Origin of the sequence: Brevibacillus sp. AF8 (genome assembly GCF_021270385.1) — a bacterium.
Classification (GTDB): domain Bacteria; phylum Bacillota; class Bacilli; order Brevibacillales; family Brevibacillaceae; genus Brevibacillus.
In genome coordinates this window covers 284,039-299,084 of sequence record NZ_JAGQDN010000001.1, presented here as the reverse complement: position 1 = coordinate 299,084, position 15,046 = coordinate 284,039, and the positions used below count along the sequence as shown (strand labels likewise).

Annotated in this window: 16 protein-coding genes; 4 read left to right on the top strand and 12 right to left on the bottom strand. The window is 47.0% G+C overall.

The features are described from left to right. The first annotated feature begins 12 nt into the window (after positions 1–12). Both KB186_RS00900 and KB186_RS00895 read left to right on the top strand, forming a co-directional pair. Positions 13–660: a Crp/Fnr family transcriptional regulator gene (locus KB186_RS00900; RefSeq protein ID WP_173608350.1), complete on the top strand. Its 648-nt coding sequence runs from the start codon at positions 13–15 to the stop codon at positions 658–660. Positions 661–685: 25 nt separating this feature from the next. Next, a complete protein-coding gene (locus tag KB186_RS00895) occupies positions 686–1,318 on the top strand; it encodes a Crp/Fnr family transcriptional regulator (protein ID WP_173607657.1) in 633 nt (210 codons plus the stop codon). A 65-nt stretch (positions 1,319–1,383) separates the two neighbouring features. Here the strand turns inward: KB186_RS00895 and KB186_RS00890 are convergent, their stop codons facing one another. Beyond that, positions 1,384–3,339, bottom strand: a complete 1,956-nt coding sequence (locus KB186_RS00890) for an elongation factor G (RefSeq protein WP_232772910.1) — start codon at positions 3,337–3,339, stop codon at positions 1,384–1,386. A 509-nt stretch (positions 3,340–3,848) separates the two neighbouring features. Between KB186_RS00890 and KB186_RS00885 the strand changes: the two genes are divergently transcribed. Next, the gene (locus KB186_RS00885) at positions 3,849–4,046 is read left to right on the top strand and encodes a hypothetical protein (RefSeq protein WP_173607655.1); all 198 of its coding nucleotides are present in this window, start codon (positions 3,849–3,851) and stop codon (positions 4,044–4,046) included. After that, positions 4,043–5,236: a winged helix-turn-helix domain-containing protein gene (locus KB186_RS00880; RefSeq protein ID WP_232772909.1), complete on the top strand. Its 1,194-nt coding sequence runs from the start codon at positions 4,043–4,045 to the stop codon at positions 5,234–5,236. Before KB186_RS00885 ends, KB186_RS00880 begins: the two co-directional genes overlap by 4 nt. Positions 5,237–5,442: 206 nt before the next feature. On the opposite strand, the gene KB186_RS00875 is transcribed toward KB186_RS00880, so the two are convergent. The 11 genes from KB186_RS00875 to KB186_RS00825 form a co-directional block, all read right to left on the bottom strand. Continuing rightward, complete coding sequence (locus tag KB186_RS00875) at positions 5,443–5,916, bottom strand: DUF4358 domain-containing protein (protein WP_173607653.1); 474 nt, start codon at positions 5,914–5,916, stop codon at positions 5,443–5,445. 5 nt (positions 5,917–5,921) lie between these two features. Continuing rightward, positions 5,922–7,061, bottom strand: coding sequence for a DHHW family protein (locus tag KB186_RS00870; RefSeq protein WP_221868448.1), 1,140 nt, complete (start codon positions 7,059–7,061; stop codon positions 5,922–5,924). 15 nt (positions 7,062–7,076) lie between these two features. Continuing rightward, on the bottom strand, positions 7,077–8,483 hold the full coding sequence (locus KB186_RS00865; RefSeq protein WP_232772908.1) for an MBOAT family O-acyltransferase: 1,407 nt from the start codon (positions 8,481–8,483) through the stop codon (positions 7,077–7,079). A gap of 21 nt (positions 8,484–8,504) precedes the next feature. After that, positions 8,505–9,191, bottom strand: a complete 687-nt coding sequence (locus KB186_RS00860) for a GDSL-type esterase/lipase family protein (RefSeq protein WP_232772907.1) — start codon at positions 9,189–9,191, stop codon at positions 8,505–8,507. A gap of 113 nt (positions 9,192–9,304) precedes the next feature. Continuing rightward, positions 9,305–11,125, bottom strand: a complete 1,821-nt coding sequence (locus tag KB186_RS00855; protein WP_232772906.1) for a sensor histidine kinase — start codon at positions 11,123–11,125, stop codon at positions 9,305–9,307. Further along, positions 11,122–11,796, bottom strand: a complete 675-nt coding sequence (locus KB186_RS00850) for a response regulator transcription factor (RefSeq protein ID WP_232772905.1) — start codon at positions 11,794–11,796, stop codon at positions 11,122–11,124. Before KB186_RS00850 ends, KB186_RS00855 begins: the two co-directional genes overlap by 4 nt. Positions 11,797–11,995: 199 nt before the next feature. Continuing rightward, positions 11,996–12,220 carry a hypothetical protein gene (locus KB186_RS00845; RefSeq protein ID WP_173607647.1) on the bottom strand — a complete coding sequence of 75 codons (225 nt, stop codon included), beginning with the start codon at positions 12,218–12,220 and terminating at the stop codon, positions 11,996–11,998. 3 nt (positions 12,221–12,223) lie between these two features. Continuing rightward, the gene (locus tag KB186_RS00840; RefSeq protein ID WP_015891250.1) at positions 12,224–12,541 is read right to left on the bottom strand and encodes a heavy metal-binding domain-containing protein; all 318 of its coding nucleotides are present in this window, start codon (positions 12,539–12,541) and stop codon (positions 12,224–12,226) included. Between the two features lie 9 nt (positions 12,542–12,550). Then, positions 12,551–13,312, bottom strand: a complete 762-nt coding sequence (locus tag KB186_RS00835; protein ID WP_232772904.1) for a CPBP family intramembrane glutamic endopeptidase — start codon at positions 13,310–13,312, stop codon at positions 12,551–12,553. 15 nt (positions 13,313–13,327) lie between these two features. Then, a complete protein-coding gene (locus tag KB186_RS00830) occupies positions 13,328–14,113 on the bottom strand; it encodes an ABC transporter permease (RefSeq protein ID WP_232772903.1) in 786 nt (261 codons plus the stop codon). Then, entirely contained in the window at positions 14,113–15,030 is a 918-nt protein-coding gene (locus KB186_RS00825; RefSeq protein ID WP_173607644.1) for an ABC transporter ATP-binding protein, read from the bottom strand. Before KB186_RS00825 ends, KB186_RS00830 begins: the two co-directional genes overlap by 1 nt. Between the last annotated feature and the right edge of the window lie 16 nt (positions 15,031–15,046).

Sequence of the window (15,046 nt, the reverse complement as noted above, 5' to 3'; positions counted from 1 at the left end):
GGAGCGGCGATGATGGTATCCCCTTTTGAAACTGATTTGAAATGGGAAACCCTTTTAGAATACGGTACCCGCCAATTTGTGAAAAGAAAAACGGCTATCTATCAGCAAGAGACGATGGGAGAAGGTTTTTATTATCTTCATAAGGGTTTGGTGAAGATAGTGACCTCTACCTTCAAGGGGAAAGATCGCCTGGTGAACATCGTAGTACCTGGTCAAATTATGGGACTTCAAACGATGGATCAACAACCTCATTTCACTACGGCTATTGCTGTAAAGAATGCAGTCGTCTACCATTTCTCCTGTTTGCAATTCCTCGAAATGTTGAAGGCACGCCCTGAACTCTTGTCTCTTTTCACCCAAACAATCAATCAAAAAATGCGGATTCTTTTAACCGCCATCAACTTGAAAGCGCTAACTTCGGAAGAGCAAATTGCTCGTCTCCTGCTCAACATTTGTGAAGACTTTAAAAACCACGAGGTTCCCCTCACTCAACAAGAGCTGGCTGAATGTGCTGGCCTCACCCGTATTACTGTCTACAAGATCCTGAAGGCATGGAAGGAAAATGGCATCATTGAAATCAAAAACCGATCCTTTGTCGTCAAACGCCCAGATATGTTGAAGCCTCCACAACTCACGGCAAATACTGCTCGCACAGTGTAAGCAAATCATGTGAAAGGTGGTCACAATGGCCTGTCTCCGCTATCAGTGGACCCCGTACCTCATGTATGGCAAGAAGATCGAAATGGAAAAACACACAACGATCTACCATCAAGGCAATGTGGGAACTGGATTTTATTATCTTGACAAAGGGAGCGTAAAGATTACGCTGTTATCTGAAAACGGACATGAGCGGACTATCGATTACATTCCCACAGGTGGGTTGTTTGGGGAGCACGGCGCCTACAACGGCTCATACCTGACATCAGCCATAACGACTTCTCCTTGCGTCATTCACTTTTTCTCCGACGAGGTCTTATCGCGCATATGCCAAGATCACCCCCAGTCGGCAGTGATCTTCACCAATTCACAAATCTATAAGCTCCGTCTCCTCGCTGAAATCATCGCGTTTACTGACAGTCCCATTGAGCTTGCGATGGCTAATTATCTGCTCAAACTAATAACAGTGTACGGAAATAATGTTATTCCTATCGATCAGTTGTCTTTTGCCCGCTATATTGATACGTCTCGCATGACGGTGAACAAGACTTTGCAGAAATGGCGACAGCAAGGCTTGATTGAACTTTCTGAGCGCAGTGCCATTCGAGTTGTAGATATAGAGGGATTGCGTGGGATTTACTCTCGCATCCAATGTAAATAGGGCGAAGCCTCATCAGGCTCGCCCTCTGCATTACAAATATATTAATACAGCCTGTTCATTTCTGCTCAGAGCAGATGCATCTTGGCTTCTGCCTCGTCCCACGGCACCGAATAGCCAGCCCCTTTGGCGCAAAAGATCGAGGAGGAGGTATAAACCGGATCGGCATCCTTTTTATAGCTTATCCTTTCCATCACTTCCTCCGCGTTATGGCAGCGATCGTATCCGCCAAATACACAGCGGATGCTGCCTCGTCCATGCGTGAAAGAAGCGAATTCGGTGCTGTAATTCATGAATGTTGCTATGGGTACCCTGCCCGTAATGACCGCATGCGTATCCGACATCTGTGGTGGCTCGAACGAACCTGAGGCGCGCTGAACATCCGAAAGTACCCTCCCCATCTCGTTCACTCCCACCTTTATTTTGAAGTCGTAGTAGGGTTCTAACAGCATATTCTCCGCTTTTTCCAGCCCCTGCCGCAGTGCGCGGAAGGTGGCCTCACGAAAGTCGCCCCCATGCGTATGTTCGTTATGCGCTCGGCCTCTTAGGAGCGTAATTTTCATGTCGGTGACCGGCATGCCTGTCAATAGTCCATGATGCTCCCGTTCATAGAGATGAGACCGAACTAAATTCTGGTAGTTAAAACTCAGTTCATCAGGATGACATACGCTAGTGAAGCGGATGCCGCTGCCTCGCTCTCCCGGTTCAAGCATGAGATGTACTTCCGCGTAATGCCGGAGTGGCTCGAAGTGCCCATATCCCGTCACGGCAGACTGTATCGTTTCTTTGTACAGGATTTCCGGTTGACCGAAAGAGACAACAAAACCGAAGCGCTCCTTCACAACCTGCTCCAGCACTTCTAATTGGATCAGACCCATAACGCGAATGTGAATCTCTTGCAAACTCTCTTCCCAAACCACATTCAAAGACGGGTCCTCCGCATTCAGAATGCGAAACGCACCGAGGACTTGCTGCACATGAAGCGAATTGTCAAATAGTACTTTCGACTGTAGTGTCGGTTCAGTCTCATAAGTAAACTTGTCTGAGTAGACCCCCACCCCTTGTCCAGCTTCGGCTTCGGACAAGCCGACAACCGCGAACAAATCGCCAGCAGCTACTTGTTCAACCGAGTGTGATTTCCTACCAGTAAACAATAAGATTTGTGTAATTTTCTCTTCGTACCGAAGTCCACCGTTCTCATAGCTGAGCAACTCCCGGACCTTCAGCTTGCCACTCAGCGCTTTGACGAAAGTTAGTCTCAATCCGTTTGCTGCGTGTCGAATTTTATAAACGCGCCCCCCGAATGGAGCCGTTTCGTCATAAGACGCAGTTGTCAACGAGGACAGTTGATCCAGGAATTCTACAACGCCATCATCCTGTAGTGCCGAGCCGTAGGTACAAGGGAAAAGCTGACCTTCTCGTATCATCTCTTGTAAGGCGCCCAGCCAGAATTCTTGATCGTCCCTTTCCTCTAAAAATGCTTCCAGCAGTGAGTCGTTTCGCTCTGACATCATTTCCCGTAGTCCTTCGCTGACAATACCGTTGACGAAATTGTCTCTGATGCAACAAACATCCCCAGTCAACTGACTGCGTATCTCCTCTTCTGTCCTGCTGGCATCCGCGCCGATCCGATCTGTTTTATTGATGAAGAAAAAGGTCGGTATCCGATGTTTGCGCAACAACTCCCAGACTGTCTCAGTATGACCCTGAACACCTTCTACCGCACTGACAATCACGATAGCGTAATCCATGACCCCGATCGCCCGCTCCATCTCGGAGGAAAAATCGACGTGTCCAGGTGTGTCGATCAAATAATAAACGTCGCCCTTATGGTGCATAACCGCCTGATCGGCGAACACGGTAATGCCTCTTTTCCTCTCAATATCATGGCTATCCAAAAAGGCATCTTGATGATCCACCCGGCCCCGCGACCGGATACTGTTTGTATGGTATAGCAACTGTTCGGCGAAAGTAGTCTTGCCCGCATCCACATGGGCAAACAAGCCGATCGTTAGACGCTTCATGTTATCCCTCTTCCATAGCTACTCGACTGCAAATTCTTTTCTTATTAAAACATAAGAATGGAGAAGAAGAATAGTTGATTAAGGAATGATGCGAGGGTCTAGCGGTATGTACACCAAGGATGGCGAATTATTCCCAGGCAGCCAAATGTAGAACAGCTCTAGTGGGTGACTGGCGTGGAATCTGTTCGTACATTTCATAGAAAAAGACCCGCGTTACCTGCTCGTGGTTGTCCACCTTGGCTAACTGGAGCTCGGTGGCTCGATTCGAATATAACGATGATAGAGAAGGCCCCCCCTGTGGGTCACTCTGCAACTACACTCATTCGCATTCCATGCCAATGGATTTTTACTGTTCCGTAAAAATAAAGGGTTAGATTGGCTGCCAGTTATTTAACTTGCGGGCAGTTATTTTTCAATAGCTCTTGTTTTTATGCTTCAGACAATGGTAAAATATCACAGGAACATCAGTTCGTATTTTGTGTATTTTCCTACAGATAGGGGGAATAGGCGTGGTTGACATCGTTGAAAAAGAGCAATTTTCGATTATTGGAAAATTAGGAAAGGGGTTTGCTCCTGAAGCTCCCCAATGGGTACCGCCATTATGGCAAGAAGCAAATCGTAACTTTATTGTGATAAGCAACTTCGCCATCCATCAGCATGTGCAAGCTGCTCCCGTTTGTTTGGTTAAGGAGTCGACGCATACATGATCCAATTGACGAACCGCCAAGCACGGCAATTTCTGTTAATGAAGCATGGGCTGTTGGGCGAATATCAATTTACCGGAAAGCAAGGCGTAATGGATTTTGTGCGGCAGGTCGGTTGTATTCAATATGATCCCATCGATGTTTGCGGAAAAAACGCCGAACTGGTTCTGCAGTCGCGAATCAAAGGATTTACCAAGAATATGCTCGACGAGTTGCTGTATCAAGATAGACTCCTGATCGATTATCCTGACAAGAATCTGGCTATTATTCCGATCGAGGACTGGCCGTATTTTGAGCGATACAGGCAAGCCGCCCGACAACATGCCAAGCGCTATCCCCAAATGGAGGTTTTGACAGCGCAAGTACGGACTCATATTCAAAATCACGGTACGATAAGTTCGGATGAACTGAAATTGGATGGAGATTTCACTTGGCAATCGGCGATCCACTGGAGCAGCGGAAACAATACATCGCGATCGGTGCTAGAGCAGATGTACTCGACAGGTGAGTTGATTATCCATCATAAAAAAGGAACGCGTAAATATTACGATATGGCTGGGAAGTACATACCGCCAAACCTGCTGAATTCGCCGGAGCCACTGGAGGACGAGCTTGAGCATCACAAGTGGCGGGTACTGCGTCGAATCGGTGCTGTTGGCCTTTTATGGAACCGCGCATCCGATGCCTGGCTGAATATATGGGGATTGAAAGCGGAGCAGCGCAACGAGGTTTTCCGCCAACTGTTACACGAAGATCGCATTGTTGCTGTTGCCGTAGAACAAATGAAGGATATGCTATACTGTCGCACGGAGGATTTGCCGCTTATTGAAACTGTCCTGCAAAATCCGGCACCGAAATTACGCTGCGAGCTGATTGCTCCGCTGGACAATTTGATATGGGACAGAAAGCTGATCAACAAATTGTTTGGCTTCGATTATACTTGGGAGATTTACACGCCTGCAAACAAACGGAAATTCGGCTATTATGTGCTGCCTCTATTGTATGGAGAGAGCTTCATCGGACGAGCCGAGGTAATCGTGGAACGAAAAGCCGGGACGCTTGTTGTTAAAAACATCTGGTACGAGAACGACATAAAGCCAACAAAGCAATTGCGAACAGCTTTGAACATTTGTTTTCAAAATTTTGCATTATTCAACGGATGCGAGACGATTTCGACAGAAAACAGAGCCTGAGGTAACAGTAAAAATGTCGAAAGGCGGCAATCATATAAATATCAGCCGCCATCTGTAAATCGCTAAGATTGATGAATTATTTTCTTTTATAATTTGAAAGCTAACGGAGAACGTTAATTTGAATAATAAGCATAACACTAGCGGTAGTCTAAGACTTTATTTCCAAGGTCTTAAACCACCGCTTTTTCTTTTTATAGATCAAACATTTACTTCATCGCTTCGTCAAACACAGATTCTATTTGATCCACCTCTTTTGACACCGCGAATAAAACAAACGGCCCTTTCGTCTTCAAAACATGCTTTTCGATGAGAAAATACTCCTCTGGGCGATAGTCTTTTAATTTGATTGTTTGGGCCTCGATCCGTTGCTGGATTTTCTCTGTTACATTTTCGGTGTCGCTCGCATCTTTGACTTTAATGATAGCCAGTTCCTCTGCTTTCACATTGGATGAGGCCGTAAAGAGGATAAAATCCTCCACTTTTTCTGCGTCGATGTGATACAGCTTTTGAAGTTTCTCCAGATCCCCTTGCTTCATATCCTGAAAACTTACAGTTTGTTGCATTCTTTCTCCCACTTTTGCAGCCGATAGTTCTTCAGAAGTCCCGCCGTCACTGGAGCATCCGGCCAACATTCCCATTCCGATAGCAACCATAAGCAGTACAGACAAAAATCGCTTCATTTTATTCACTCCATGATGTTCAGAATAGAGGTGTCTTCAAAAAACGTTTGGACGTTGTAAAGGAATAGCATGTCATGAAACTGCCGATCTTGTATGAGCTTTCCTACGGATTCCTCATAATATCGAAGGTCAACGACATCAATCTCTGCGAAGTGTTCGGCCAAAAAAGGTATCAGGCTATTGGCGTACGAATCTTTCACGATCAGCAGCTTTTTCCCGTCAGGATGGTCGGTTGTAATTCGGACCAATGCATGATTGCCGTTCAGGAATACGGCATACTTATCCTTTTTGGACAGGTTGTCCATCTGGTACAAGGAATCCTCAGTACGGCCTTCGTCCACGTACTCCACCTTCTTTTTGCTTGCCTCTTTCGGCAGATAAAGATCGATGAGATCAGGCTGCAGATGACGAAAGCCGCTTTTCGAATAGAGCGATCCGTAGAATGCATCCGTCACCTGCAGAATGTTGAACGCAGCTTCGTCTTTCGGAACAATCCCCATCTGTTTGCACAACACCCGGTAAGCATCATAAGCGCCTTTGCTCGTCCAATGATGATCCGTTTTATAAAAAATGTTATCTTCACGTCCGGCATACAGCGCGGGATAGATATCAACGAAGCGAATATCAGGTGGAAGCAATTGCCGTACTCGATTCAGCGCAGCATGTTCGTCACCCATTGGTGCGTAGTCGGGGAGTTTATCCCGAAGCAAAGCCGCGGCGGTCGGTACCAGCATGATGTACTTACGAAGGTCGGGCGTTGTCTGGTGAATCGACTGGATGGCCTGAACTCTGTCATTCACCTCGGTGTCTAGTGGCGATGAGAAATGTTGAATCAGGTACCCATCCTTGCCCAGATAAACACCATTGCTGTCCTTTTTGCCCATAACACGATCTGCATCCGTTTTTAGCCCGATCCAAACGTCCCGGAAAGCAAATTGATCGGTGATATAGGTCTCGTAATCAGAAGTGAACTTCCCCGCCAGCAGTGATCGCAGCGAAAATGGCGGCCTCTTTTCGAGCACCCTGTTTTCCGATTCCGAGAATGCCTGATCAGGGGTCAGTATGTTCAAAACAGCCACTATGAGGATAAACAGCAAGAACATCAAGCCCGTCACGGCTCGTGTTTGTTTGTCAGAGCTGTTCAAGACAACTCCCTCCCCTCAAAACCGAAAATATAAGAATGGATTGTAATCCTCAAAGACCAAATAAGCAGACGACAAAACCAAACTGATGATAGAAAATGTCAAAGCAGCGATCATGCCAACTGAATTCCATCGGGCTTTCATTTGCTCCAATCCTTTCCGGGGCAGCGGTGTCGCGCATAAGGCCAACAGAACGAGCAATCCCCCATACGTCGTCAAGTCGTAGAGCGCCTGACGATCCACCCATTCGTGCGACCCGAAACCAAACATCGTACGGATGAACATCCACGCGGAAGGTAACTGTTCGAATTCAAAAAGGACCCACCCGACAACGATAATCAGCAACGTATAGAGATGTCCCGCCCAGTTTGGCCAACGCTTCAGCCATGTCAGTAAAAACAGCTTCTCAAGCGCAACGAAACAGCCGAAATACAAGCCCCAGACGATAAAGTTCCAGCTAGCCCCATGCCACAGACCAGTTAAGAACCATACGATCAAGAGGTTACGGAACTGCTTGCCCAAGCCCATCCGATTACCGCCGAGCGGAATATAGACATACTCCCGGAACCAGGAACCGAGGGAAATATGCCATCTGCGCCAAAATTCTGTAACGCTTCGTGAAATATAGGGATACTTGAAGTTTTCTGGAAATTCGAAACCGAACATTTTGCCGAGTCCGCGCGCCATATCCGAATACCCGCTGAAGTCGAAGTAAATTTGAAACGTAAACGCCAGGATGCCGAGCCACGCGGACAGGACAGTCAAGTCTTCCATCGGCGTCGACTTCACATTGGTCCATAAGAGTCCGATATTGTTGGCGAGTAGCACTTTTTTGGCCAATCCCCGGATGAACCATTCCGCTCCTTCTCCGAACCGCTCCAACGTCACTTTACGAGAGACCAGTTGCTCCGCGATATCTCCATATGTAACGATAGGACCTGCGACCAGTTGGGGAAACATCGTGACGTACGTGCCGAAAGCGACAAAATTTCGTTGTGCTGGCACTTTTCCCATGTATACATCCACTACATAGGACATCGTTTGGAACGTATAAAAAGAAATACCGACGGGTAGTGGCAGATCAGCCACCTGTATATGCAAACCGAATAGATCATTCACATTCGAAACGACAAACCCGGCATATTTAAAGAAACCGAGAATCGCCAAACTGCCGCAGATGGAGCCGAACAACACTGCTCTGGCGATCGGCTTGCGGTGACTGTACTTGTCGATCACAAGCCCGTTGATATAATCAAATACGGTTGTAAAAATCATGATGATGATATATATCGGTTCACCCCATGCATAAAAGATGAGGCTCGCTCCGAACAGAACAGCATTTCTCAAATTTTTAGGCGACACATAATAAACGAGTAGTACGGCGGGCAAAAATTGAAACAGGAATATCAGACTGCTGAATACCAACGTTCGTTTCCTCCCGCGCCGTTATTTTGCGCTCTTGTTACGACCCAGCTCATCTTTTATGTAATCGAGCAGGATCGGATAGAGCTCGGCTTGGAAATGAATGCCGTCCGCATCGTACATCTCAGGATGATCGTCCACAATTGATGACACATCGATGTATCCGACTTGTACCTTGCTTGCCAGCTCCTTCAGTCCCTTATTGTAGTCGTCGATATTTTGATAGCGGGGCTCCGCTTTTTCTGCCTTTTCGGTAACAGGGGTAACGGATAATATCGTGATGGACGCCTCAGGAAGCCTTTCTTTGATGCGACCGATCAATTGGGCGTAGTACGACAACGAATATTCCTTGGGATGGTCGGTCGGCCATAAAATGTCGTCCGAACCCAGCTGGATAAAAATATGCTCGGGCTTTCGCTTGACCAATTCGTCCACATCTTCCAGCGCGAATTCAGCCGTTTTCCCCGCACCGGCCAGCACGTTCTCCTCTTTCAGCACATCATGGTAAGACAATCCCTCCGTAATCGAATCTCCTAGAAAAACGCTTTTCTGATACAGTGATGCATATGAGGTTTGCTTCGCAGTGGAGATGTCCTCGACCTGCCTGGTCATCTCGGGAGCGGGTGGTTGTCCATTGCTGCCACACGCCGCAACCGATAAGGCGACCATGGCGAACAGTGTAATACTCATCATTTTCCTTTGCACTTTCATCTTTCCCCTTTCTTCTTGAACAAGGTAAAGAGTAATCGTCAAAGATCAAGATCAGATGCAGATCGTGTGCAGATTAGGTAGAAATGCAATAAAAAAAGTGCAGAACCGAGGTTCTACACTTTCGTTTTCTTCAATTCAAAATAGAACAAGACGCCTTCCTTCGTGTTCATTGCCCCATAGAGCGCCCCATGAAGTTCTAGTATCTGTTTGGAGATCGCCAGGCCCAATCCGGTTCCTCCCGTCAAACGGTTGCGGGAATGCTCGACTCGGTAGAAACGATCCCATATCTTCTCCAACTGCTCGCTCGGAATCTGGACGCCTTTGTTTTCGATGCAAATCTTGACAGTATCCTCCCCTTCAACCGTCGAGATGACAATTTCCTCTTTTTCCGGTGTGTAGCGAATGGCGTTTGTCAGGAAATTCACGATCACCTGCTCGATTCGATGCTGATTGGCGATAACCTCGACTGGGATTAAACGGTGGTGCAATTGTAACTGCTTGCTGGCGAGGTCCGGTATCAACCTTACGCAGATTTGCTCGAGTAGCCCATCAATCCGGAACGAATCCATCTGCATTCTATACGTACCGGATTCATATTTTGCCAATTCCAGCATATCCGCAACCAGCATGTTCATCTTCTTCACTTCATCTTCCATCGCAGCAAAATAGTAATCTCGCTTCGGGCTATCTGCCTTATCCTTCAAAATGTACAGGCAGCTTTCCATAATGCTGAGCGGAGTTTTCAGCTCATGCGACACGCCAGCTATAAATTCCTTGCGCGTTTGCTCCAGCCGCTTTTCTTTCTCAATATCCTGCTCCAGACGGACAATATGGGCATGCAGCATATCCGAAAGCCGATTAATATTCCGTGACAAGCTGCCGATCTCATCCTCCGTTTTGATCGGAATTTTTTCAGAGAAGTCCAGCTTGGCCATTTTTTGCGTCATGTCGTCCATTCGGAGCAAAGGAGCTGCTATTCTGCGGGAATAATAGAAGGAGGCGAGCAGAATGAGCAGCAAGGTACCTGCAATGATGTAGCCATAATAACTTCTCATCACCCCTGCAGCTTCGTTTACGGGCTGCAGTGATGTCATGGCAAACAGATAGGCGGGTTTCCCTGTTTGATCGGTCACGCGCTCAACGAATATTTTGTAATCGATATTGTTCTCTTGGTAGTCCGTTATGGTGCTTGTTTGCTCCACAACATCTCCGTATAGAAGATCCGCTTGAAAAGCTTTCACCCGTTCAAGAAATAAGCGGTTCATATAGCGGGATACATCCGCGCCTTGCGGTGTTCGGACCTGCGTGATGGTTCCACGAAACAAAACGCTGGGATAACGCTCATGGTATTCGGTGCCACTCTTGAATCTCGGGACGACCTCATACTCTTTTTTGACGAGTTGCTGATTCTCCAGTTGATCTTCCTCTCTGAGATTGGAGACACTCCTCCCGATCCGTTGCGCAAACCATTGATTATCGAACATGATCCCTTCCATGGCAATCTGTTGTCCCGCTTTCACATAAGTATCTAAGAAGGGGTTATCGGAGCTTACATCCTCCACATCCATGACCGTGTACAACGGAACGACAATCGACTTGCGAGAGAGAGCTGGAGCGGCGTCCGAGTTATCCAAACGGACCTCCATCTGGAAATCGTCCGTGTATTTCAACTGGCCTCTGTCATCCAATCGAGCAAACCAGGCATTCGTCTTTTGATAAAACTCCTGTTCCTTCCTGACCTCATCCTGGGAAGCCCCGTCATGAGTCAACTCGTTTTGCCGATAGGATTGAAGAACTTCCTTCACCTTTTCTACCTTTTGATGAACATAATACTGCTCGAAAAATACGGTTTGTCCGATAAAAATGCTCGCGATCACAGACAGGCATAATCCGGTTGTGAGCAGAAACAGCTTGCGTACAATGCTCGTTCTCATGGCCGGTCCTCGAATTTATAACCGGAACGAACAACAGTGACAATATGCTTCGCCTGCTCTCCCAGCTTGGAACGCAAATTCCGAACATGGCTGCTGAGTGTGCGATCCTCGCCGACAAAGTCGTAACCCCAGATTTTTGTAATGAGCTGTTCTCTGCTGAGGATGATGCCCTTGTTTTTCATCAAGTAGGCTAAAATTTCGAATTCCGTGTGCGTCAGGCTGTAGTTCTTTCCCTCAATCGAAACGGTTCGGGACGGCAAGTGAATCGTAATCCCGCCGCCGGACAACATATCCCCAGGTTCTTGCATTTGCCGGTTTTCCAGCAACCGTTTGGAGCGTGCCAGCAGAATGGGTGGACTGCACGGTTTCACCACATAATCGTCTGCCCCGAGCTCAAATCCAAGCAACGTGTCATCCTCATCCGAACGAGCTGTTAACATCAGAATGGGGACGTTGGAAACTTTGCGAATGCGTCTGCATACTGACCACCCGTCCAATTCCGGCAGCATAACGTCCAGAATGATCAAATGTACTTCATGCTCCTGAAATAACGTCAGTGCTTGAGTTCCATTGCTCGCTTCCAACACTTCGTATCCTTCGTCCATCAAGTATTCCTTCATAATCTCTCGCAAAATCTGCTGGTCTTCTACAATCAGTATCGTTTTCGTCATGCTTATGACCTCTCGTCCCTCTATCTCTCCAAAAGATATTTTTTAGAATGTTATCATGACTTTGGGGTCGTCACAATATGGCACAGCGTCAAATCGACATTCGAGCTATCGTCCATACTGGGTGCACAACAAAAGCCAAATCTTGTCGTCTAACAAGATTTGGCCCGTTTCTACTAGAGCTGGAAGTCATCCTCACCGCTTATTTTTCAACTTTGTAATACCGGTCCCCGGTCTTTGGATTGAAGTATACACGACGCTTTTCCTGACTTACTGGATCGATCGTCACTTCATTCGTCGGCTCAAATCCGGGCGGGACGACTTCTCCGTGGTCTTGGTGCAGTCGTTTGTCTTTGAATTTCGAAATGATGAGCAAGGTGATGAAAAGCAAGATCTGAAAAACGATGTAGGAAATGAAATAAATCATTCCTTACACCTTTTCAATGACAACTGCTGTACCGTATGCGACAACTTCCCCCATATTTCCCATATTTCCAGAGTCGTAACGACACATGACCACAGCGTTAGCTCCCATGGCAGTTGCGTTTTTTATCATGCGGTCAAGTGCTTGCTTGCGCGCGTCCTCCAGGAGCACCGTGTATTCCTTGATTTCTCCGCCAACTACTGAACGAAGACCTGCCATGATGTCTCCCCCAATTCCGCGTGCTCGAACGATTAAGCCGAATGTTGTTCCTTTCACTTCAACGACACGATATCCTGGAATGTTTTCTGTTGTTACAACGATCATTCGCTTCTCCTACTTTCTGCTTTTATTTTTAAAGATCACATGCAGCACGATGTCAGCGCTAAAATGACTAATGATCGCAGCTTCTAAACCGTAGCGCCAATATAGGAAGCCAAACAAGATGCCCATGATACCGTTTAGCAACAACGTCCATACAGTGACCACGTTACCTTTTCCGTACGTCATGTAATTGGATGGGAGATGGGATACCGCGAAAACAATGGCGGCAACAAGGATGCCCAGCCAATAGGAAATTCCCAGCCACCCCATCTTCTGTACCAAAAATACGACAACAGTCATAACCCCTAGACGCATGAGCACTTCTTCGCAGACCCCCCCGTAAAAAGACGAGAGAAAGCCGAAGAACCGTGATGAAATCGGTTCTTTACCCATTAATGTGGTCATGTGTTGTTGAAAGAAAGAACGATCCGCCCATTTTACCAAAAGTCCTACCGCGATACCTGAACCAATCGATATGGTCCAAAACGACCAGATGGAAAAAGGCAGCTCCGTTCTGGACACCCAGTAATCGAGAATCCAGAGTCGAAGACCAGTAGAAGGCATGAGCCACAAGCCTATGGCAGTCGCCAGAGCCAGAAAGACACAACTCTGCATGATCATAATCGCAACCATGACGGAAACAGGCGGGACTTTATTAGTAGAGTAGATGGCGGCTTGCAACTGTACATGTTGGCGAATCGTGTTGGATTGAATAGGTATCGTGCATAGAGCGCACAGTACACTAACCAACCAGATCAGCCAAAAATGTTCCATTTCTACGCCTCCTCCTTAGATTTCTGATCGCTCCAAAAAGTACCAGCCCATAAAGAAAAACACGATGTTGAGTGTAAAGACACCTGCGAGGCCCGGTAAACCTGTGATGAATGCTTGCGCCAGCGTTGAGTTTTCTTGAATCACCATCATTGCCGCATTTGACAATCCGCCTGGAGACACCATATCCAAAAATTTACCGAGAAATTGTGGAACCGTGAAAATCAGGATATTGAATACAAGTGAGGCCCCACCGGCACCAACAGCATTGTTAAAAAAGCTGGAGGCGCACAGCGTTGTTGTGACGACAAGGAATAGATTCGGTATGTACATCAACGTACCGATCCATACGTGGGTCCAATCAAGTTTTCCGAAAAGGATCTCTGTATAGTAGGCAGTTATCCCCATTCCTATTAGCATGCTTGCCATTGTTAACGTGTAGTAGGTAATGGCTTTGGCGAGATAGTATTTCGCCCGACTGATGGGCTTGACGAATACCATGGATGCTACTCCAGAGGCTTTTTCTCCGGCAATGGACCCCATGACGATAAGGATTAGCACAAACGTGCCGAGTGAGCTAAATTTGCTAATCGCCGTCGAAAGTACTTCCGGAGCCGACGGGGTTGGAATTTTGATGACGGCCCCTTCCGGCAGTCCTGTGGAATTGGCCAAAATATCCGGGAGCATTTTCATCGTAATCGGTTGTGTAATCATTAAAGCAATAAACACAATCGGAATAATGAGTATCTTGTAGGTTTTGACCAATTCATTAAATTCTTTTTTGATCATTGGGTGGGAAGTCATCAGTTATTCACAACCTTTAGGAAAATATCTTCGAGGGTCGATGCGGACAAGCGATAATACGCAAGTGTCCCGCCAGTTTCCAAAAGAATGTGCGGCAGGAGTGCCTTGGCTTTTTCCATGTCATTGATAAGAACTTTGTAAATACCGCCTTCTTGGCTCCATTCCCTAATCCAGGTTAGCCCATTCAATACATCAGTTAAATCGATGTCCTGTTGATCAAGCTTGAACTCAATCAATGGCTCCACATGGTTTGCTCGCAGCTGATCCAAACTCGACGACAGCACCACCGTACCGTCCTTGATGATGACGATGTGGTCGGCGATTCTTTCGATGTCATCCAAAATGTGAGTCGACATGAAGACAGTCATATGTTGCTTCAACTTTTCAATTAGCAATAAGACGTCATATCTGCCCATGGGGTCTAGCGCGGAAACGGGCTCGTCCAAAACGAGTAGCTTGGGGTTGTGGATGAGCGCCTGGGCAATACCCAGACGCTGTTTCATCCCTCCGCTGTAACCGCTTATCGGGCGGTTCCTCGCCTCATTGATTCCGCATAACTCCAAGAGTTCATCAGTCCGCTGCGCAATTGTGCGCTTGTCCAATCCATAAAGTCTGCCCACCCAATGCATCCACTCTGTCGCAGTCATGTAGTTATAAAAGGCTGGGATTTGTGGACAATATCCGACTTCACTTGTGACTTTATTACGGTCGGTCACGACGTCGTAGCCTACTACTCTCACTTTTCCTCCGGTCGGTGCAGCCAACCCGGTAAGGATGCGGATGGTCGTCGTTTTCCCGGCACCATTCCCCCCAAGAAAACCGACACAACCGATGCCATCGACGGAAAAGGTTACGTTCTTTAACGCTTTATGGTCTTTGTATTCCTTTGTGAGGCCTTCACATTCAATAACTCGCAAAGAATGTCAACCCTTT